Origin of the sequence: Streptomyces sp. NPDC088766 (assembly GCF_044750845.1) — a bacterium.
Lineage (GTDB): Bacteria > Actinomycetota > Actinomycetes > Streptomycetales > Streptomycetaceae > Streptomyces.
The window spans coordinates 491881-511511 of record NZ_JBIVKQ010000001.1 but is presented as its reverse complement, the minus strand read 5'-3'; the positions used below and the strand labels follow the sequence as shown (position 1 = coordinate 511511).

Sequence of the window (19631 nt, the reverse complement as noted above, 5' to 3'; positions counted from 1 at the left end):
GCCGTACGGCACATTGCGTACGACGACCGGAGGGACCCCTCAGCGGTACGAACGCTAGAGCGTCGGCAGAGGTCCCGTGTCTTGCCGGCTTCGCCCACAGGGCAGCCGACGTCCCCGGCACGGTCCGCCACGACCCCCGCGCTCGCCTCGCACCGCGCACACAGAAGAGGCAGCACCCTGACTACCACCTTCCGAGAGCTCGGGATCCTTCCCGAGACCGCCGAAGCCCTCGAGGCCGTCGGCATCATCACCGCCTTCCCCATCCAGGAAATGACGCTCCCGGTCGCCCTCACGGGCACGGACGTCATCGGACAGGCAAAGACCGGCACCGGCAAGACGCTCGGCTTCGGCCTTCCGCTGCTGGAGCGCGTCACCGTCCCCGCCGACGTCGAGGCCGGACGCGCCAGGCCCGAGGACCTGACCGACGCCCCGCAGGCGCTCGTCGTCGTCCCCACCCGCGAGCTGTGCACGCAGGTCACCAACGACCTGCTCACCGCGGGCAAGGTGCGCAATGTGCGCGTCCTCGCCATCTACGGCGGTCGCGCCTACGAGCCCCAGGTCGAGGCCCTGCAGAAGGGCGTCGACGTGGTCGTCGGCACCCCGGGCCGGCTGCTGGACCTCGCGGGCCAGCGGAAGCTCGACCTGAAGCACATCCGCTCGCTCGTCCTCGACGAGGCCGACGAGATGCTCGACCTGGGCTTCCTGCCCGACGTCGAGAAGATCATCAACATGCTTCCGGCGAAGCGTCAGACCATGCTGTTCTCGGCGACCATGCCGGGCGCGGTCATCGGCCTCGCCCGCCGCTACATGTCGCAGCCCACGCACATCAACGCCACGTCGCCGGACGACGCGGGCGCGACCGTCGCGAACACCAGGCAGCACGTGTACCGCGCGCACAACATGGACAAGCCCGAGATGGTCGCGCGCATCCTCCAGGCCGAGGGCCGTGGTCTGGCCATGGTCTTCTGCCGCACCAAGCGCACCGCCGCCGACCTCGCCGACCAGCTCAAGCAGCGGGGTTTCGCCTCCGGCGCGGTCCACGGCGACCTCGGCCAGGGCGCTCGCGAGCAGGCGCTGCGCGCCTTCCGCAACGGCAAGGTCGACGTCCTCGTCTGCACCGACGTCGCCGCCCGCGGCATCGACGTCGAGGGCGTCACCCACGTCATCAACTACCAGTCCCCCGAGGACGAGAAGACGTACCTGCACCGCATCGGCCGCACCGGCCGCGCGGGCGCCAAGGGCATCGCCGTCACCCTCGTCGACTGGGACGACATCCCGCGCTGGCAGCTGATCAACAAGGCGCTGGACCTGGGCTTCCCGGACCCGCCGGAGACGTACTCCACGTCCCCGCACTTCTTCGAGGACCTCGACATCCCCGCCGGCACCAAGGGTGTCCTGCCGCGTTCGGAGCGCACCCGCGCCGGACTCGACGCGGAGGAGATGGAGGACCTCGGCGAGCCGGGCGGCCGTGGTGGACGCGGCCGCAACGACCGGGGCGACCGCCGTGGCGGCGGTCGTGGCGAGCCCCGCTCCGCCGAGCGCGAGCGTCCCGCCCGTACGCCGCGCCGTCGCCGCCGCACGCGCAACGGCGAGCCCCTCGACACATCGGCCCCCGCCGTCACCGCGGCGCCCGAGCAGGCACCCGTCGCGGAGGAGGCGACCGCGTCGCGCACGCCGCGCCGTCGGCGCCGTACGCGTGGCGCGGTGGCGCAGGAGACCGCCACGGCGGTGCCGGTGACGCCCGTCGACGCCCCCGAACCCGCGCAAGCGGCGGTGACGTCCGCGGAGGGCCCGGCCCTCGACGCCCCGGAGGCCGCCAAGCCGCGCCGCCGCCGCACCCGCCGGAACGCGGACGCGCCGGCGGACGTGACGGAGACGGCGGTCGAGACCGTGGTGGAGATCCCCGCCCAGGCGCCGGTCGCGGCCCCCGAGGCCGAAGCCGCCGTCGGCACGGCGGAGGCGGCGGAAGCGGCGGAGGCCAAGCCGCGCCGCCGCACCCGCAAGGCGACGGCCCCGGCGGATTCCGCGGTCGACACCGCCGAAAGCGCCGCGGTGGCCACCGAGGCGAAGCCGCGCCGGACCCGCAAGACCGCCGCCGCGGCACCGGCCGCCGAGACCGCCGTCGGCACCGCCGAGACCGCGGAGGCCAAGCCGCGCCGCACGCGCAAGACGGCCACCGCCGCACCGGCCGCCGACGACGCCGAGGCCAAGCCCCGCCGCACCCGCAAGAGCGCCCAGCCGGAGACGACGGCCACCGTCGCCGACATCCCGGCCCAGGCCGCGCAGGAGCCGGAGCCCAAGCCCCGCCGCACCCGCAAGACCGCCGCCACGGCACCGGCCGCCGAGGCCGCCGTCGACACCGCCGAGACCGCGGAGGCCAAGCCCCGCCGCACCCGCAAGACCGCGGTGGCGACGGAAGTTGCGGCGGACGTCGCCGACGCGGTCGAGGCCAGGCCCCGCCGTACGCGCAAGACGGCGGCACCGGCCGTGGAATCCGCGGTGGACACGGCCGAGGGCGCGGAGGCCAAGCCGCGCCGCACCCGCAAGACGGCTGCCACCGCACCGGAGGCCGCCGTCGACACCGCGGAGGCCAAGCCCCGCCGCACGCGCAAGACGGCGGCACCGGCCGCGGAATCCGCGGCCGGCACGGCCGAGGGCGCGGAGCCCAAGCCGCGCCGCACCCGCAAGAGCGCCCAGCCGGAGACGACGGCCACCGTCGCCGACATCCCGGCCCAGGCCGCGCAGGAGCCGGAGCCCAAGCCCCGCCGCACCCGCAAGACCGCCGCCACGGTGGCCGAAGCCGGAGCCGCCGACGAGGCGAAGCCGAAGGCCCGGCGTACGCGCAAGGCGACGGCCGCCGCGGAGTCCGCGGAGAGCTGACCGCCCGCAAGGGCACCGTCCGACGGCCCGGTCTCTCCCTGGTGGAGTGACCGGGCCGTCGGCGTTCCCGGCACCGGGCGTCGTCCGCTGACCGGCCCCCTCCGCAGCGGCCCCGTCGGCGTGGCCCGGTAACCTCGGCGTGTGACCGTCCCGACCGCCTTCACCCCGCCTCCCGGCGCTCACGCGTACCCGCTGCGCACCGCGCGCGGCGAGTTCGCCGTCGTCGACTCGCCCGTTGCCGACGGTGTGGTGCCGCGGGGCGTCGCGCTGCTGCTGCCCGGGTTCACCGGCAGCAAGGAGGACTTCCACCTGCTGCACGAGCCGCTCGCGGCGCGCGGGTACCGCACGGTCGCCGTGGACGGGCGCGGGCAGAACGAGAGCGACGGGCCCGCGTTCGACGAAGCGCCTTACGCGCAGGAGGAGTTGGCACGGGACGTACTCGCGCAGGCGGCCGCGCTCGGCGCCCCCGTGCATCTGGTCGGGCACTCGCTGGGCGGCCAGATCGCCCGGGCGGCCGTGCTGCTCGACCACTCCCCCTTCGTCTCGTTCACGCTGGTCGCGTCGGGCCCGGCACAGATCTCCGATGCGCAGCGGCAGCGTGTGCGGCTGCTGCACGACGCGCTCGCGCTGATGACGATGCCGCAGGTGTGGGAGGCGATCCTGGCGATGGGCCCGCCGGAGGAAGTCGGCGGCCCGGCCCGCGGGTTCGGCGGACTGCCGCTGCTGCGGCAGCGCTGGGTGAACCACAAGCCCGCCCAACTCCTTTCCACCGGAAGACAGTTGCTCATCGAGCCGAACCGCGTCGCGGAACTCGCCGCCGTGCCCCTGCCCTTCCACGTGCTGTCGGGGGCGCGCGACGACACCTGGCCGGTGACCGTCCTGGACGACATGGCGATGGACCTGGGCGCGCACCGGACGGTCGTCACGGGAGCCGAGCACTCCCCCAACCTGGACCAACCCCTGCCGACGGCCCGCGCGCTGGCCGACTTCTGGGACAGGATCCGCCCCGACGGGGACCGGCCGGCCGGGAACGACACGGCTAGTACTGCGTCTGCAGGTGCTCCCAGAACCCGTCCCGCAGCGCCCGCCTGAGGTCCGACTGGCCGCGCAGCGAGTACTGGAGCATGCCCTCCGCCTCCACGAGGAGGTCCTGGTCGACGGAGCCGGGCAGGTAGGGGTGGCCCGGCAGCAGTTCCCCCAGGGACTCCCGGCCTCGCGCCGCCAGCCACTTCGCCGCGATCTGGGCACCCACGAAGCGGACGTCGTCGCGGGTGGGCCGGGCCGCGCCGGCCGGCTCGTAGGTCCGGTCGGCGCGCCGTGAGACGTACGGCTTGAAGAAGTCGAGGTCGAGGGTGCGCTGGCTGTCGACCTCCCACAGCAGGGGTTCCGCCTGGTTGCGGCCCTCGGGGGCCTCGATGCCCCAGAGGTGGACGCGGGCGCCGTACCCCTGCGCGGCCTCCACGGCGGAGACCAGGTCCTCGTCGCCGCCCAGCAGCGCGGCGTCGCTGATGGCGCGGTGCCGGGCGAGGGACTCCAGGTCGCTGCGGATCAGGGAGTCGACGCCCTTCTGCTGGTTGTTGGCGTTGAGGTTGCCCAACCGGACCTTGACGTCGGGGAGTTCGGCGATGGACTGCTGCTCGGCCGTGTGGATGCGGCGGCGGGCGCCGTCGTACCAGTAGACGCGCAGCAGCCGGCTGTCGGCGAAGATCGTGCGGGCGCGGTCGATGAGGGCGTCGATCAGGCCCTCCGCGTCGAGGTCGAAGGCCCGGCGGTCCTCGGTCCCGGCGACCAGCCGGCCCGCCGCCGCGTAGAGGTACCCGGCGTCGACGAAGATCGCATGGGTCGAGGGTGTCTTCGCCACCTCGGCGAGCATGCGGGTCAGCAGCTCGTTCGTGCGGTCGATGCGGGCGGCGAAGGCCGTGAGGTCGTCGTTCATCGCGTCCATTGTCCCGGCGGTCACGCTGCGAACACAACCGGTCCCGTTCGGTCCATACCAGCCCGGTGACCGACCGAGGCGGACCGTCGGGCGGCCGTCGACCGCGACAGCTCCCTTACCGATCAGTAATTAGACGTTCGAAAAATTTCTTTAGCGTAGGGAATGTTCGTAACACACGCCGCGTTGACTCTTCACGTACAGCAATTCTCCTCAGGAGGATGACCAGACGAAGGGAGAAGCCCGTGCGCTTCGAAATCATGCGACTCGACGACGTCGACGGCACGCCCGTGGACAGCACCGTTGTGGACGCCGCCTCCGTCAACCGGATCGTTCAGCAGGCCGCCGCCATAGGGCAGCGGCTGTGGATCCGTCCGGCCGACACCTCGGCCTCGTAATCCCCAGGGTCCTCACCCCAGACTTCAGAGCCCCCCACGGCACGATGCCGTGGGGGGCTCTGCTCGTGACGGAGGGGCCTCCGCGCGCGCCGGAGGGGTTCAGGCCCCCTGGATCACCTGCGTGACGCCGTTGATGATCTGCTGTACGGCGATGGCGGAGAGCATCATGCCCGCGAGGCGCGTCACCAGGACCACGCCGCCGTCCTTGATGACGCGGATGATCAGCAGCGAGTAGCGCATCACCAGCCACAGCACTGCGTGGATGGCGAGGATCGCCGTCCACACCGACACCTGCGCGGCGGCGCTGTCGGCCTTCTGCACAGCCAGGATGACCGAGACGATCGCACCCGGCCCGGCCAGCAGCGGCATGCCGAGCGGGACCAGGGCCACATTGACGTCCTTGGTCTGCTGGGGCTCGTCGGTCTTGCCGGTCAGCAGGTCGAGGGCGATCAGCAGGAGCAGCAGTCCGCCGGCGATCATCAGCGCGGGCACGGACACGTGCAGGTAGTCCAGGATCTGGTGGCCGAGGAGGCCGAAGACGGCGATGACGCCGCCGGCCACGCAGACGGCCTGGAAAGCCATCCGTTTCTGCACCTTGGCGGGGCGCCCGGCGGTCAGCGCGAGGAAGATCGGGGTGATCCCGGGGGGATCCATGATGACGAAAAGGGTGAGGAAGAGAGAGCCGAAGACGGCAACGTCGAACATCAGTGCGGAAGCCTTGCGGAAAGAGGGTGAGGGTGGCGGGTCGGGGGAGCCTCAGGCCCCGCCGGTCCCCGGCACCGGGAACGCGCCGGTCGCGCGCCGGGTGATCTCCCCGTAGACCTCGGGGTCCGTGGTGTACTCGCCGAGCACGCAGGTCTTGCGGCTGCCGTGGTAGTCGCTCGACCCGGTCACGAGGAGCCCCAGGTCGGCGGCGAGCCCGCGCAGTCGTACGCGGGTGTCGTCACCGTGGTCCATGTGGTCGACCTCGATGCCGTCGAGGCCGGCGGCGGCCAGCTCCGCGATCACGGACTCGGGCACCGTACGGCCCCGCTTGCTCGCGCCCGGGTGGGCGAAGACCGTGACCCCGCCCGCCGCCTTGACCAGCCGGATCGCCTCGAAGGGGTCGGTCTCGTGCTTCTCGACGTAGGCCCGGCCGCCGTCGGCCAGCCATTCCCGGGTGAACGCGTCGCCCACGGTCGGTACGACGCCGAGTTCGACGAGCGCGGTGGCCACGTGCGGGCGCCCGACGGAACCCTCCCCGGCGATCCGCGCGACCTGCTCCCAGGTGACGGGCACGCCCAGCTCGTTGAGCCTGGCGACCATCCCGCGCGCCCGCGGCACCCGGTCGTCGCGCACCAGCTCGCGCTCGGCGAGCAGGGCGGGCTCGTCGGGGTCGAAGAGGTAGGCCAGCATGTGCATGCTGGTGCCGTCGACACGGCAGGACAGCTCGGCCCCGGTGACGAGGGTGAGTCCCGGCGGCAGCGCGGCGATCGCCTCGGCGTGGCCCCGGGTGCTGTCGTGGTCGGTCAGCGCCACGACGTCCAGTCCGGCCGCGGCGGCTTTGCGCACCAGCTCGGCCGGGGTGTCCGTACCGTCGGACGCGGTGGAGTGGCAGTGCAGATCGATGCGCACGACGCGGACTCCAAGCGGTGACGGGCGGACGGGGACGCTCAAGGATAACCGGATTTCCGGACTTCTCCGTCACACCCGAACCAGTCGAGTGCCCCCTACACGCGCGTCCCCCGCGGGCACGCCCGCCACGTCTCCGCGAGCACTCCTCGCCGCACGCCCCCCGCCGGCCCGTCGGTCACGGCTTCAGCAGCCGCGGCGAGAGCGCACCGCACGGCACCAGCTCGACCTCGGCCCCGGCATCGCGCAGATCGGTCAGCACCAGCTCGTCGTACATCAGCAGCCCCGACTGCTCGGGCCAGACGACCGCCCACAGCCACAGCCCCAGCGCCTCGCCCGCGAAGACCGCGCGGTCGCCCGGGGCGCCGTTGACCAGCCAGAGCGGGGTGGGACGGCCGGCGGCCAGGACCTTGGCCTGGGGCGGCTTCTCGACGTCCAGGTACGGGCCGGGGTCGGGGCCCTCCATCCCGGCGTACCGCGCGCCGAGTCCGACGCCCAGCTCCTCCGCGACGAGGATCAGCTCCCCCATGCCGCCGAGCGGGCCGGGGCCCGTGCAGGCGACGGCGCTGGCGCGGCCGCCGCTGCGGTCGTCACCGGCGTAGGTCACGCCCGTGAAGAGCCAGCCGACCGGCAGCGGCCACGGCATCCACACCGGCACCCGGGTCCGGTGCACGACGACGTCGAGGGCCTCGACGCTGGGCGGTATCACGGGTTGGAGCGGGTGCACGGCCCCGTGCACATCGCACTGCCAGGAATCGGCGAAGAGGCCGGGAGCCCTGACCCGGCCACCACACTTCGGGCAACTGGGTTCGCCCCTCATAGAGCCCCACGGTCCTACCCGATCCGGTCCACGTCAAGGACGATCACCCGTCCGGGCGGAAACCGGCCCGTGCGACCCATATAGATGTAACTTGCATTCATTAGCTTCGCTAACTTAGTATGTGCAAAAGCCAACTATCTGCACGGGACGGGAGCAAGCATGGACCCCTTCGAAGCGGGAGCCGGTGGCCTTCTGCGCCAGCCCAAGGCGGTCTGGGCGACCGCCGGCGCGTCCGTCGTCGCCTTCATGGGCATCGGACTCGTCGACCCGATCCTGCCGTCCATCGCCCGGGGGCTGGACGCCACGACCGGCCAGGTCTCCCTCCTCTTCACCTCGTACTTCCTGATCACCGCCTTCGCGATGCTGCTGACCGGCTTCGTCTCCAGCCGGATCGGCGGCCGCAGGACCCTGCTGCTCGGCCTCGCCCTCGTCGTCGTCTTCGCGGGCCTGTCCGGCACCTCCGACACGGTCGGACAGCTCGTCGGATACCGCGCGGGCTGGGGACTGGGCAACGCGCTGTTCGTCTCCACCGCCCTCGCGGTGATCGTCGGCGCGGCGGCGGGAGGCAGCGCCGCAGCGATCCTGCTGTACGAGTCCGCCCTCGGCCTCGGCATGGCGTGCGGGCCCCTGCTGGGCGCGCTGCTCGGGGACGCCAGCTGGCGCTACCCCTTCTTCGGCACCGCGCTGCTGATGGCGATCGGCTTCCTGTGCATCACGGCGTTCCTGGGAGAGCAGCCGAAGCCGGCCCGCAGGACCTCGCTGCTGGACCCGCTCAAGGCGCTCGGCCACGGCGGTCTGGCATCGGCGGCGGCCTCGGCGTTCTTCTACAACTACACGTTCTTCACCGTGCTGGCCTTCACGCCGTTCGTGCTCGACATGACGCCCTACGGGTCGGGCGCGGTGTTCTTCGCCTGGGGCGTGCTGCTCGCCGTCTTCTCGGTCCTGGTGGCCCCGCGACTGCAGAAGCGGTTCGGCTCGCTGAAGGTGCTCGGCGGCTCCCTGGTGCTGCTCGCCGCCGACGTCCTGGTGCTCGGCTACGGCGACCACACCACCGCCGTGGTGTGCACGGTGCTGTCCGGCGCCTTCATCGGCGTGAACAACACCGTCTACACCGAGCTGGCGCTGGGCGTGTCGGACGCGCCGCGCCCGGTCGCGAGCGCCGGCTACAACTTCGTGCGCTGGTTCGCCGCGGCCGCCGCGCCGTTCTTCGCGCCGAGGATCGAGGAGTGGACGGACATCCACGTCCCGTTCGTCGTCGCCGCGGCCACCGCGGTCCTCGGCGCGGCCGTGGTCCTCCTACGGCGCGAGGCGCTCACCGCGGAGGCGGAGGAACTGGAGCCGGGGCACGCGACGCAGGACGGGGTCGCCGTGTTCGCCGGCCGACGCGCCCTTCCGGCCGATCGGTGAGTTGGGTCACTCCAGCGGGACGGACCCGCGGGACGGGTCCCGCAGGTCCGTCCCGTGCGTCAGCCACCGCTCCTGGAGTGCCTGCGCGCCGTGCACGCGCTTCCAGGCGGCCTCGTTCGGGGTCATCGGCAGCAGCGGCAGGAAGCGGACCGGGTCCAGGGGCTCGTCGAACTCCAGGTCCTCGACCAGGCCGCCGGGCTCGGCCACCAGCACGGAGGTGAACGGGGCGCCCGGCCACAGGGGTTCACCGACGTCGAGGGAGGCGCCGGGTGCCACGATCACGCCCTCGACCTGCGGGGAGGCGGCGAGCACGGCGAGCGGGCGGAGCACCTTGTCGGTGTCGGCGAGGCCCGCCCGCACGGACAGGACCAGCTCGGCACGCGGCCCCTCGACCGGATCGGCGAGCACCGCGGTGGGGTCGCTCATCGGCTGCGCGGACATGCCGAGCGTGGCGTAGCGGACGATGTCGCCCTCCTGGAAGCGCAGGACCTCGATGCGGTCCGTACCCAGGAAGGTGACCGCGGCGCGGGCGTCCGGCTCGCCCAGCGCGCTGCGCAACCGGGCTTCGACCAGAGGAAGAACATCAGCCATGCCGCGAGCATAGAACTCGCCAGTACTGGGCAAAGCAGCGCCTTGACACTTCGGTCGGCTGATACTCTTGCCCGGTGGTTCGGGGCAGCACGCAGAAGCGTCGCGATCAAGCCCCGACGCCGAGGTAGTCCCTCACGGGGGACCGGCTGGAGGAGGTGGGGCTGTCATGGATCGAAGTCGACCGTGCAGTACCACTCGCTCTTCCCGCCGCTGATGTAGCTCTGGCTCCGGCCGACCGCCGCCTCTCGCGTTCTCGTCCTCACTCGGAAGAGCACTTCGTTTCGTTGTACCGGATCTGCCCGATCCCCTCGGTCCGCGCGATCCGTCTGATCTGAAGCAGTACCTGAATCAGTAGCGAAACCCGCCACCGCGACGGAGCGGTGCTCCCCGCTTTGTGGACGTGCCAAACATCCTTCCCCGCCTCGAAGGGCGGAGACTCCTTGTCAGGACGTCCCCATTCCGGGTAGTTCCATCCGTCGTCGGCGCCTTTCGCTGCCTGCCGCGAAGGAGCCTGCCATGTCGATGATCCGTGACCTGCGTGCCGTGGTCCGCCCGTCCCGCCCCAGCCTGCGCAAGGACAGCGGCGCGTACGACACCACTCGCGACCCCGCCACGCCCTCGGCCGTCGTCGACTGCGCCGTCTACCGTGACGGCGCCCGCGTCGAGACGGCGACGCCGCTGGCCCCGCACGAGGCGATGCGTCAGGTGCGCCGCGACGGCGGCTTCGTGTGGATCGGCCTGCACGAGCCGACGGAGAGTGAGTTCGCCGGGATCGCCGGGGAGTTCGGACTGCACCCGCTGGCCGTGGAGGACGCGGTCCAGGCCCACCAGCGCCCCAAGCTGGAGCGCTACGACGACTCGCTGTTCACCGTCTTCAAGACCATCCACTACGTCGAGCACGACCAACTCGACGCCAACAGCCAGGTGGTGGAGACCGGCGAGGTCATGTGCTTCACCGGCAAGGACTTCTTCATCACCGTCCGGCACGGCGGCCAGGGCTCGTTGCGCGCGCTGCGCCACCGCCTCCAGGACGACCCGGAGCTGCTCGCCAGGGGCCCCTCGGCGGTGCTGCACGCGATCGCCGACCACGTCGTCGACGGGTACATCGCGGTCGCCGACGCCGTGCAGGACGACATCGACGAGGTCGAGACGGAGGTGTTCTCGCCGGGCCGCAAGGGCAGCCCGCGCGGCACCGACGCCGGCCGGATCTACCAGCTCAAGCGTGAAGTGCTGGAGTTCAAGCGGGCGGTGTCGCCGCTGCTGCGGCCGATGCAACTGCTGAGCGAGCGGCCGATGCGGCTGGTCGACCCCGACATCCAGAAGTACTTCCGGGACGTCGCCGACCACCTCGCCCGCGTCCAGGAACAGGTCATCGGCTTCGACGAACTGCTCAACTCGATCCTCCAGGCCAACCTCGCGCAGGCGTCCGTCGCGCAGAACGAGGACATGCGCAAGATCACGTCCTGGGCGGCCATCATCGCCGTACCGACGATGGTCTGCGGGGTCTACGGCATGAACTTCGACCACATGCCGGAGCTGCACTGGCGTTACGGCTACCCCGTCATCATGTCGGTGACGGTGATGCTCTGTGTGGGCATCCACCGCACGCTGAAGCGCAACGGCTGGCTGTGACGACCGCCTGGATAGGGTGGGCGCCATGACACGCGAGCTGCTCGAACCGGCCCTCGTCGAGGAGGCCACCAAGAAGTCCGGCCTCATCTGGGTCGAGGCGGCCGGTGAACGGAGCGCACGGCCGCTGTGGCACGTGTGGCACGAGGGCGCCGCCTGTCTGGTCGGTGACGGGCCCGGCGAGCAGCCGCTGCCGGGACTGGCGGACGGCGCGACGGCCGAGGTGACCGTCCGCAGCAAGGACAAGGGCGGCCGGCTGGTCACCTGGACGGCGCGGGTCGCCCAGCTCGCACCCGGCACCGAGGCGTGGGAGGCGGCCGTCGCCGACCTCAAGGGCAAGCGGCTGAACGCGCCCGACGGCGAGGCGATGACGGCGCGCTGGGCGCGGGAGTGCCGGGTGATCCGGCTGGAGCCCACCGGGGTCACGTCCCCGCTGCCCGACGGGGATCTGGCGGCGCCGCCGGTGCCGTCCCCGGCGACGACCCGTCAGCCGGTCCCGGCGGGCCTTCCGCGGCTGCTGCTGAAGAAGCGCGGGAAGGGCACGCGCGCGTAGCCGGTCACGACGTCGGCAGTTCCTTGCCGTAGTCCACGGTCTCGCTCTCCGCGGGCTCCTTCAGGACGAAGTCCCTGCCCCAGGCGGAGAAGGTCAGGGTGCCCGCCCCGCCCGCGCGCACCAGACGCAACGGGTACGGCTTGCCCTCCAGGGACACGTCCAGCGTGCCGCCGGAGCCCCCGTCGCCCGTGATGCGGATGCTGCGCACCCCGGCCTGCTCGTGGTGCCCGTCCTTGTCCAGCGAACCGTGCAGTGTCAGCACACTGTCGAGAAGGAGGTCCTTGTCCGTGAACCCGCTGAACTTCTTGTACGAGGGGTCACCGGTCGGCACCTTCACGTACTTGTCGTCGAGTTTGCCCGCCGCCGCGTCGTCGGAGCCGGTGTCGTCGGACGTGCCGTCCTCGTGCTTCCAGAACGCGGCGTCCGCCTTGAGGTACAGCTCCTCGTCGACCCGCAGCAGGTGGAAGGTGGCGCCCTCGGCGGTGACCGACCCGGTCGCGCCGTCCGACTTCAGGCTCATGTCGAGCCGGTACGACTTCCCGCCGGCGACCACGGTCCCGGACAGCCGCACCGCGTCCACCGCCGCGGCGGCCGCCCGTGTCTTCGCCTGGATCTTGTCGGCGGCCAGCTTGCCGACCCCGTTCGTCCCCGCGTCCGGATCCTCGCTGCACCCGGTGAGCCCCAGGCCCGTCACGGCCAGCGCGCACATCGCGCTCACCAGCACGGCCCGGCGATGGGTACGGCCCTGGGCGATCGCAGTCACAGAGGGAGCTGCCTTTCTGCGGGGGACTCCTGAGCGGCGTACCGCAGCGTACCGGGGTCCCGGCGGGGGATCGGAGCCAGTCCGTCCGGACCGCTCACCAGGGCGTACCCGATCGGGACGGGCTAGCCTGAAGCCCGCACGAGCGGGCAATTGGGAAAAGAACCTCACCCGCAACAGCGCGGGGAGCACGGGAAGCACGGCAGCGAACACCCCGTACCGGCGCGTACGAGAAGGAGGCCCGGACATGGCAGCGGGCGCCCCCCGGATCTTCGTCTCCCACCTCGCCGGAGTCGCCGTCTTCGACCCCAACGGCGACACCGTGGGCCGGGTGCGCGACATGGTCGTCATGCTGCGGGTCGGCCGCAGGCCGCCCCGGCTGCTCGGGCTGGTCGTCGAACTCACCACCCGGCGCCGGATCTTCCTGCCCATGACCCGGGTGACCAGCATCGAGTCCGGCGAGGTCCTCAGCACCGGCGTGCTGAACGTCCGCCGCTTCGAACAGCGGCCCACCGAACGGCTCGTCTTCGGCGAGCTGCTCGACCGGCGCGTCACGCTCACCGAGACCGGCGAGGAGGTCACCGTCCTCGACCTGTCCGTGCGGCAGCTGCCGGCCCGCCGGGACTGGGAGATCGACCGGATCTTCGTGCAGAAGGGCAGGAAGTCGGGCGCCTTCCGGCGCGGCAAGGGCGAGAAGCTGACCGTGGAGTGGTCGGCGGTCACCGGCTTCTCCCTGGAGGAGCACGGGCAGGGCGCCGAGAGCCTCCTCGCCACCTTCGAGCAGCTGCGCCCGGCGGACCTGGCGAACGTCCTGCACCACCTGTCCGCGAAGCGCCGCGCGGAGGTCGCCGCCGCCCTCGACGACGACCGGCTCGCCGACGTCCTGGAGGAGCTGCCGGAGGACGACCAGATCGAGATCCTCGGCAAGCTGAAGGAGGAGCGCGCCGCGGACGTCCTGGAGGCCATGGACCCCGACGACGCGGCCGACCTGCTCTCCGAACTGCCGGAGGAGGACAAGGAGCGGCTGCTCAGCCTGATGGAACCCGACGACGCCGCCGACATGCGCCGGCTGATGGCGTACGAGGAGCACACGGCGGGCGGGCTGATGACGACCGAGCCGATCGTGCTGCGGCCCGACGCGACCGTCGCCGACGCCCTCGCCCGGGTCCGCAACCGCGACCTCTCCCCCGCCCTCGCCGCCCAGGTCTACGTGTGCCGCCCGCCCGACGAGACGCCGACCGGCAAGTACCTGGGCACGGTCCACTTCCAGCGGCTGCTGCGCGACCCCCCGTACACGCTGGTCAGCTCGCTCCTCGACGAGGACCTGCAGACCCTCGCCCCGGGCGCGACGCTGCCCGTGATCGCCGGGTTCTTCGCGACGTACGACATGGTCGCGGCGCCCGTCGTCGACGAGGCCGGCTCGCTGCTCGGCGCGGTGACGGTGGACGACGTGCTGGACCACATGCTGCCCGAGGACTGGCGGGAGACCGAGTTCCACCTGGCCGAGGGGGAGGTGGCCGATGACTCCCGAGCGTGACCCCGCCCGCGCCGAGCGCGGCCCGGCCGGCGCCACGGCGACGACCCGCCCCCGGTTCCGGCTGGACCAGCCGCGCCCGCCCAGGCGCCGGTTCCTGCCCGAGTGGGACCCGGAGGCCTTCGGACGGCTCTCGGAGCGCATCGCACGGTTCCTGGGCACCGGACGGTTCATCGTCTGGATGACGATCGTCATCATCGTGTGGGTGCTGTGGAACATCTTCGCCCCGCGTGACCTGCGCTTCGACAACTATCCCTTCATCTTCCTGACGCTGATGCTGTCGCTCCAGGCCTCCTACGCGGCCCCGCTGATCCTGCTCGCGCAGAACCGCCAGGACGACCGCGACCGGGTCAACCTGGAGCAGGACCGCAAGCAGAACGAGCGGTCCATCGCGGACACCGAGTACCTCACCCGGGAGATCGCCGCTTTGCGGATCGGGCTCGGCGAGGTCGCCACCCGCGACTGGATCCGCTCCGAACTCCAGGACATGGTGAAGGAACTGGAGGCGGTGCGGGACGGCCATGTCGTATTCCCGGCGGAACGGTCGCGCGGACGTGACGTAGACGACCGCTGACGGCCATGCCAAGGCTCTAGCGGGGCGCCGTACCATCGTCCCTATGGCTACGGAAGACGCGGTGCGCGAGGCACTGGCGACGGTGAACGACCCCGAGATCAACCGCCCCATCACCGAACTCGGGATGGTCAAGTCGGTGGACATCGGGGCGGACGGGGCGGTCGCGGTCACCGTGTACCTGACGGTCTCCGGCTGCCCGATGCGCGAGACGATCACGCAACGCGTCACCGAGGCGGTCGCCGGCGTCGACGGCGTCACGCGGGTCGACGTGACGCTGGACGTGATGAGCGACGAACAGCGCAAGGAGCTGGCCGCCGCACTGCGCGGCGGCCAGACCGAGCGCGAGGTGCCCTTCGCCAAGCCGGGCTCGCTCACCCGCGTGTACGCGGTCGCGTCCGGCAAGGGCGGCGTCGGCAAGTCCTCGGTGACGGTGAACCTGGCGGCGGCGATGGCGGCCGACGGCCTGAAGGTGGGCGTCGTCGACGCCGACATCTACGGCCACAGCGTGCCGCGCATGCTGGGCGCGGACGGCCGTCCCACCCAGGTCGAGAACATGATCATGCCGCCGTCGGCGAACGGCGTGAAGGTCATCTCGATCGGCATGTTCACCCCCGGCAACACCCCGGTCGTCTGGCGCGGCCCGATGCTCCACCGCGCGCTCCAGCAGTTCCTGGCCGACGTGTACTGGGGCGACCTGGACGTCCTGCTGCTGGACCTCCCGCCGGGTACCGGCGACATCGCCATCTCGGTGGCCCAGCTGGTGCCGAACGCGGAGATCCTGGTCGTCACCACGCCCCAGCAGGCCGCCGCCGAGGTGGCCGAGCGCGCGGGCTCGATCGCCGTCCAGACCCACCAGAAGATCGTCGGCGTCGTCGAGAACATGTCCGGGCTGCCCTGCCCGCACTGCGGCGAGATGGTCGACGTCTTCGGCACCGGCGGCGGCCAGAGCGTCGCGGACGGTCTGACCCGCACGACGGGCGCCTCGGTGCCGGTTCTCGGCTCCATCCCCATCGACGTCCGCCTGCGCGAAGGCGGCGACGAGGGCAAGCCGGTCGTCCTCACCGACCCCGACTCCCCGGCGGGCTCCGCCCTGCGGGCCATCGCGGGCAAGCTGGGCGGCCGTCAGCGCGGTCTGTCGGGCCTGTCCCTCGGCATCACCCCGAAGAACAAGTTCTGACCCGTCGTCCGAACACGTTCCTTGACCCTTCGTACGACTGCGGGGGCGCCGTCCGTCAGGACCGCGCCCCCGTCGTCGTCACCGCGGCTACGCGTACTCCGCGATGTCCTTGATCACGGCGAAGCCGAGCCCGTACGCGCTCATGCCCCTCCCGTACGCCCCCACGTGCACCCCTTCCCGAGTCGAACCGGCCAGCACCCAGCCGAACTCGGACTCGCGGTAGTGGAAGGGGGTCGGCACGCCGTCGACCGGCAGGGACAGCGTGGACCAGTCCGGACCGGACAGGTCGTCGGCCAGCACCCACGCCGTCTCGGTCTGCTGTTCCAGCCAGTCGTCGCGCAGGCTGTGATCCATCTGGCCCGGCCAGGTGAAGGACAGCAGCCCCACTCCCGCCAGCCAGGCCGCCGAGGACACCGAGGTGGCCTCCAGCAGCCCCGTGCCGTCCGCGCTGCGCCGGTCCGGGTTCGCGGCGACGGTCACGACGACCGCGAACTTCCCGCGGTCCTCCCCCGCCGTCTCGTGCCGCACGGAGGGCTCGTCACCGTGCCCGATCGAACCGTGCTCGACGGCACCGTCGGCCGCCGTACCGACCTGCATCAGCCAGCGCGCTCCCGTGAAGGCCTCGTCGAGGCCGTACCAGGGGAACGGCGCCTCCAGGTACCCGTCGACCGTACGCCGGGCGGAGGGGGTCTGTTGTCCGCCCTCCGCGGCCGGCGCCTGCACGACTGCCCGACTCGTCGTCTCCATGTGCCCGGACGCCTCCTCGCTCTCGCCGGACCGTACGGCCCGCCCCCCTTCGGGCGGCGTTGCCCGTTTGGGTACGGCCCGCACAACAACCAGGCAGCATAGCCACCCCGCCCGCGGCTGCGGGGAAGCCGCCCGGCGCGGGGAGCGTGCGCCCCCTCACATCCGGGGGACGCGGGAGGCTCAGGTGGCGTCCGCGTCGAAGGGCGGGCGGTCGTCCTTGCCCGGCTCCTCCGGCTTCTTCGTCATGTCGATCCGGCCGCCGGACGAGCCGGACGGGCCGGACGAGGAGGAGGACTCGTGGTCGCGGCTGTGGACGGCGTCCGTGACCTCGGCCATCTCCTTCTTCAGGTCGAAGCCGTTGCGGATCTCCTTCAGCCCCAGGTCCTCGTTGTCCAGCTGCTTGCGGATGAAGGTCTTGGGGTTGAGGTCCTCGAACTCGAAGTCCTTGAACTCCGGGCCGAGTTCCTGCCGGATGTCCTGCTTGGCGCTCTCGGAGAACTCACGGATCTTCCGGATCGTGCGCATCACGTCCTGGATGACCTTCGGGAGCTTGTCCGGACCGAAGACGAGCACGGCCAGGACGATGATCGTCACCAGCTCGAGCGGTCCTATGTCATTGAACACCTGAAGCTCCTTGCGATGTCCGCGGTCCGCGGTCCTCGGTGGCCCTGGTGGCCCTCGGTGTGGGTGCGGGTCTTCCGTGGTCCGGGCCGGGTCCACGGTACCTGTCGCACCTGTCGGATCGGTACCGTCCCGAGGTGTCCGGCTGGTTGCGGGCGGCCTGTTTTCCGCGTGGTCCGCCCGGTGGGGCGGCAGACGGACGGCCGGACTGTGGGGTTTCTGTGAATCGGGCGGGGTACCGGCCGGCTCAGCCGCTGTCGGAGGAACCGAGCACGAGGGAGAGGGTGCGTTCCTCTCCGTCGCGTTCGACGGTCAGCTCCAGGCGGTCGCCGGGGCGGTGCGCACGGGTCTTCACGATCAGTTCCTCGCCGGAGTGGACGCGCAGGCCGTCGACCGCGGTGATGACGTCCCCGGGCCGGATGCCGGCCCGGTCGCCGGGGCCGCCGACGGTCACCGGACCGCTCCCGTCGGCGCCCTCGGTGCCGACGCGGGCGCCGTCGCCCGAGTAGTCCATGTCGAGGGTCACGCCGATGACCGGATGGGTCGCCCTGCCCGTGTTGATCAGTTCCTCGGCGACGCGCTTGCCCTGATTGGCCGGGATGGCGAAGCCCAGGCCGATCGAACCGGCCTGGCCGCCGTCGGGGCCGGTGCCGTCGGCGGCGGAGCGGATGGCCGAGTTGATGCCGACGACCTGGCCGCGGGCGTCGAGGAGGGGGCCACCGGAGTTGCCCGGGTTGATGGGCGCGTCGGTCTGCAGGGCGTCCACGTAGGACACGTCGCTCGCGTCGCCGCTCTCGCCGCCGGCGGTGATGGGCCGTTCCGTGGCGCTGATGATGCCCGAGGTGACGGTGCCCTCCAGGTCGAAGGGTGCTCCGATGGCGACGACCGGGTCGCCGACCCGGACGTTGTCGGAGTTGCCGAGGGGCAGGGGTTTCAGTCCCCGCACGCCGGTCACCTTCACCACGGCGAGGTCGTACCCGCTGTCCTTGCCGACGACCTCGGCCTCGGCGGTCTGGCCGCCGTCGAAGACGACGGATATCCCGCCGCCGGACCCGGCGGGCTCGACGACATGGCTGTTGGTGAGGATGTGCCCCTGCGTGTCGAGCACGAAGCCGGTGCCGGTGCCGCCCGCCTCGCTGCCGTTCACGTGCAGGGTGACGACGCTGGGCAGGGCACGGGCGGCGATCCCGGCGACACTGTCCGGGTCCCGGTCGCCGGCTTCGACGGGGGCCTGTGGCAGCTCCACCGCCCCCATGCCGCCGTTCCGCTCCAGGTACACCCCGACGCCTCCGCCGATCCCGCCGGAGACCAGAGCGAGCAGCAGGGCCCCGCCGGCCAGGCTCCGCCGCCGACGCCGACGCACCTGCTCCGGGCCGGCGACCGCGGCCCCGGTCTGCTGAAGCGGCCCGGCGGCCACGGGAGCGCCGGCCCAGGGGTCGTAGCGGCGCCACGGGTCGACGGGAGCCGTGGCGGGCGGGGCGGGGCTGGGGTGCGTCTCGGGGGCCGTAGCGAGGATGCCGGGGGCGTCCTCCGGCACGGGCTGAGGTGCGTCGGGGACGGGCACCGGGGTGTGCGGCGCCGTGTCCGGGACCGGCGCGCCCGGCGCACCGGGGACGGCGGGGGGCGACGGGGCGTGGGGGACGCCCGCACCGGGGATGCCAGGGGCTGACGGGCCGGGAGCGGGCATGCCGGGGACGGGCATGCCGGGGGCTGGCGGACTTGAGGCGAAAGCGGGCGCGTCGGGCGGGGCCGGGGTCGGCACGGTCGCGTCCGCGGCGGTCGTGCCGGGGGCCGATGCCGCCGCGGGGTGCTGGACGGGCGGTGCGGGCGCCCAGGGGCCGGGTTCACCGTACGGCGGGGTGCCGTAGGGGTCGGGATCGTGCAGGGGCCTGGGGCGGTCGGTGACGGCCGGGGGCTGGGGTGGCGGCTCTGCCGACTCCGACTCCGTCGGCGACGGCGGCGATGGCGACGGCGACGGCGACACAGCCTGGTCCCCTGCGGGAGGGCGAGGCGCCTCGCTCGTCGCCTCCCCCGGCTGTGCGGGACCGGCCGCAGGGGTGACTGTCCCGGTGGCCCCGCCCTCAGCGGTCGAAGCCGTGTCCGCACCGGAGGCGGCGCGCTCCGCCGCCTCGGCGGCAACAAGGTGTGCCGGAGGGCGGTGGCCGGGCGTGACGTCGCCGCCGGGAAACGGACGGTGCCGATCCGCCACGGCCTTCTCGGCGCCCCCCGCGGGACGGGCCAGCTGGTAATCGCCCTCGGGGATCACGCCCCGCGCGGGCCCGCTCGGCGGGTCCCCGCCGGTCCGCCCGGCAGGGCTCCCCCCGACCGGGCTGCCCTCGGCCGGGCGCTCCGCCGTCGCGCTCGGGTCGTTCCCGTTCGCTCGCCCGGCAGGGCTT

At 72.5% G+C, this 19631-nt stretch carries 18 protein-coding genes; 9 read left to right on the top strand and 9 right to left on the bottom strand.

Features of this window, described 5'->3' with window-relative positions; genetic code table 11:
- Positions 1–270 precede the first annotated feature (270 nt).
- Together ACIP5W_RS02285 and ACIP5W_RS02280 are read left to right on the top strand one after the other, a co-directional pair.
- Entirely contained in the window at positions 271–2880 is a 2610-nt protein-coding gene (locus tag ACIP5W_RS02285) for a DEAD/DEAH box helicase (RefSeq protein ID WP_401465390.1), read from the top strand.
- Between the two features lie 141 nt (positions 2881–3021).
- Positions 3022–3972 carry an alpha/beta fold hydrolase gene (locus tag ACIP5W_RS02280; protein ID WP_401465387.1) on the top strand — a complete coding sequence of 317 codons (951 nt, stop codon included), beginning with the start codon at positions 3022–3024 and terminating at the stop codon, positions 3970–3972.
- Here the strand turns inward: ACIP5W_RS02280 and ACIP5W_RS02275 are convergent.
- Positions 3920–4825, bottom strand: coding sequence for an NYN domain-containing protein (locus tag ACIP5W_RS02275; protein ID WP_401465670.1), 906 nt, complete (start codon positions 4823–4825; stop codon positions 3920–3922). The two genes, ACIP5W_RS02280 and ACIP5W_RS02275, sit on opposite strands and share 53 nt — an antisense overlap.
- Positions 4826–5058: 233 nt before the next feature.
- On the opposite strand from ACIP5W_RS02275, the gene ACIP5W_RS02270 reads away from it, so the two are divergent.
- A complete protein-coding gene (locus ACIP5W_RS02270) occupies positions 5059–5211 on the top strand; it encodes a hypothetical protein (protein ID WP_007384531.1) in 153 nt (50 codons plus the stop codon).
- A gap of 99 nt (positions 5212–5310) precedes the next feature.
- Here ACIP5W_RS02270 and ACIP5W_RS02265 read toward each other — a convergent pair whose 3' ends face one another.
- From ACIP5W_RS02265 to ACIP5W_RS02255, 3 genes are all read right to left on the bottom strand, one after another.
- Complete coding sequence (locus tag ACIP5W_RS02265; RefSeq protein ID WP_401465383.1) at positions 5311–5916, bottom strand: MarC family protein; 606 nt, start codon at positions 5914–5916, stop codon at positions 5311–5313.
- Positions 5917–5967: 51 nt separating this feature from the next.
- Entirely contained in the window at positions 5968–6825 is an 858-nt protein-coding gene (locus tag ACIP5W_RS02260) for a PHP domain-containing protein (protein ID WP_401465380.1), read from the bottom strand.
- A gap of 175 nt (positions 6826–7000) precedes the next feature.
- Positions 7001–7642: a DUF6758 family protein gene (locus ACIP5W_RS02255; protein WP_401465377.1), complete on the bottom strand. Its 642-nt coding sequence runs from the start codon at positions 7640–7642 to the stop codon at positions 7001–7003.
- 159 nt (positions 7643–7801) lie between these two features.
- On the opposite strand from ACIP5W_RS02255, the gene ACIP5W_RS02250 reads away from it, so the two are divergent.
- Complete coding sequence (locus ACIP5W_RS02250; protein WP_401465374.1) at positions 7802–9049, top strand: MFS transporter; 1248 nt, start codon at positions 7802–7804, stop codon at positions 9047–9049.
- Between the two features lie 6 nt (positions 9050–9055).
- Here ACIP5W_RS02250 and ACIP5W_RS02245 read toward each other — a convergent pair whose 3' ends face one another.
- Positions 9056–9640, bottom strand: a complete 585-nt coding sequence (locus ACIP5W_RS02245; RefSeq protein ID WP_401465371.1) for a suppressor of fused domain protein — start codon at positions 9638–9640, stop codon at positions 9056–9058.
- A gap of 516 nt (positions 9641–10156) precedes the next feature.
- Here ACIP5W_RS02245 and ACIP5W_RS02240 point away from each other — a divergent pair.
- Both ACIP5W_RS02240 and ACIP5W_RS02235 read left to right on the top strand, forming a co-directional pair.
- Positions 10157–11272 carry a magnesium and cobalt transport protein CorA gene (locus ACIP5W_RS02240; RefSeq protein ID WP_401465368.1) on the top strand — a complete coding sequence of 372 codons (1116 nt, stop codon included), beginning with the start codon at positions 10157–10159 and terminating at the stop codon, positions 11270–11272.
- A gap of 25 nt (positions 11273–11297) precedes the next feature.
- On the top strand, positions 11298–11822 hold the full coding sequence (locus ACIP5W_RS02235; protein WP_401465365.1) for a hypothetical protein: 525 nt from the start codon (positions 11298–11300) through the stop codon (positions 11820–11822).
- Between the two features lie 4 nt (positions 11823–11826).
- Here ACIP5W_RS02235 and ACIP5W_RS02230 read toward each other — a convergent pair whose 3' ends face one another.
- On the bottom strand, positions 11827–12585 hold the full coding sequence (locus tag ACIP5W_RS02230) for a hypothetical protein (RefSeq protein ID WP_401465362.1): 759 nt from the start codon (positions 12583–12585) through the stop codon (positions 11827–11829).
- A gap of 244 nt (positions 12586–12829) precedes the next feature.
- Here ACIP5W_RS02230 and ACIP5W_RS02225 point away from each other — a divergent pair, with 244 nt between their 5' ends.
- Genes ACIP5W_RS02225 through ACIP5W_RS02215 form a run of 3 tightly spaced genes read left to right on the top strand, consistent with a single transcriptional unit; the run spans position 12830 to position 15867 of the window.
- On the top strand, positions 12830–14119 hold the full coding sequence (locus ACIP5W_RS02225) for a magnesium transporter MgtE N-terminal domain-containing protein (RefSeq protein ID WP_401465359.1): 1290 nt from the start codon (positions 12830–12832) through the stop codon (positions 14117–14119).
- A complete protein-coding gene (locus ACIP5W_RS02220) occupies positions 14103–14690 on the top strand; it encodes a DUF1003 domain-containing protein (RefSeq protein ID WP_401465356.1) in 588 nt (195 codons plus the stop codon). The genes ACIP5W_RS02225 and ACIP5W_RS02220 overlap by 17 nt, the downstream gene beginning before the upstream one ends.
- Positions 14691–14733: 43 nt before the next feature.
- Complete coding sequence (locus ACIP5W_RS02215) at positions 14734–15867, top strand: Mrp/NBP35 family ATP-binding protein (RefSeq protein ID WP_401465353.1); 1134 nt, start codon at positions 14734–14736, stop codon at positions 15865–15867.
- Between the two features lie 87 nt (positions 15868–15954).
- Here ACIP5W_RS02215 and ACIP5W_RS02210 read toward each other — a convergent pair whose 3' ends face one another.
- The 3 genes from ACIP5W_RS02210 to ACIP5W_RS02200 all read right to left on the bottom strand — a co-directional run bounded on the left by ACIP5W_RS02210 (position 15955) and on the right by ACIP5W_RS02200 (position 19120).
- Positions 15955–16614: a hypothetical protein gene (locus tag ACIP5W_RS02210; RefSeq protein ID WP_401465350.1), complete on the bottom strand. Its 660-nt coding sequence runs from the start codon at positions 16612–16614 to the stop codon at positions 15955–15957.
- A 180-nt stretch (positions 16615–16794) separates the two neighbouring features.
- Complete coding sequence (locus ACIP5W_RS02205; protein WP_401465347.1) at positions 16795–17238, bottom strand: sec-independent translocase; 444 nt, start codon at positions 17236–17238, stop codon at positions 16795–16797.
- A 244-nt stretch (positions 17239–17482) separates the two neighbouring features.
- Positions 17483–19120 (bottom strand): trypsin-like peptidase domain-containing protein, encoded by a 1638-nt coding sequence (locus ACIP5W_RS02200; protein WP_401465667.1) that lies wholly within the window; start codon positions 19118–19120, stop codon positions 17483–17485.
- Positions 19121–19631 lie beyond the last annotated feature (511 nt).

Excerpts from the sequence above, each read along its gene's own strand:
- ACIP5W_RS02245 (WP_401465371.1), bottom strand. The coding sequence starts at position 9,640 with ATGGCTGATGTTCTTCCTCTGGTCGAAGCCCGGTTGCGCAGCGCGCTG.
- ACIP5W_RS02240 (WP_401465368.1), top strand. The coding sequence starts at position 10,157 with ATGTCGATGATCCGTGACCTGCGTGCCGTGGTCCGCCCGTCCCGCCCC.
- ACIP5W_RS02285 (WP_401465390.1), top strand. The coding sequence starts at position 271 with ATGACGCTCCCGGTCGCCCTCACGGGCACGGACGTCATCGGACAGGCA.
- ACIP5W_RS02235 (WP_401465365.1), top strand. The coding sequence starts at position 11,298 with ATGACACGCGAGCTGCTCGAACCGGCCCTCGTCGAGGAGGCCACCAAG.
- ACIP5W_RS02275 (WP_401465670.1), bottom strand. The coding sequence starts at position 4,825 with ATGGACGCGATGAACGACGACCTCACGGCCTTCGCCGCCCGCATCGAC.
- ACIP5W_RS02225 (WP_401465359.1), top strand. The coding sequence starts at position 12,830 with ATGGCAGCGGGCGCCCCCCGGATCTTCGTCTCCCACCTCGCCGGAGTC.
- ACIP5W_RS02215 (WP_401465353.1), top strand. The coding sequence starts at position 14,734 with ATGGCTACGGAAGACGCGGTGCGCGAGGCACTGGCGACGGTGAACGAC.
- ACIP5W_RS02255 (WP_401465377.1), bottom strand. The coding sequence starts at position 7,642 with ATGAGGGGCGAACCCAGTTGCCCGAAGTGTGGTGGCCGGGTCAGGGCT.
- ACIP5W_RS02250 (WP_401465374.1), top strand. The coding sequence starts at position 7,802 with ATGGACCCCTTCGAAGCGGGAGCCGGTGGCCTTCTGCGCCAGCCCAAG.
- ACIP5W_RS02220 (WP_401465356.1), top strand. The coding sequence starts at position 14,103 with ATGACTCCCGAGCGTGACCCCGCCCGCGCCGAGCGCGGCCCGGCCGGC.
- ACIP5W_RS02265 (WP_401465383.1), bottom strand. The coding sequence starts at position 5,916 with ATGTTCGACGTTGCCGTCTTCGGCTCTCTCTTCCTCACCCTTTTCGTC.
- ACIP5W_RS02210 (WP_401465350.1), bottom strand. The coding sequence starts at position 16,614 with ATGGAGACGACGAGTCGGGCAGTCGTGCAGGCGCCGGCCGCGGAGGGC.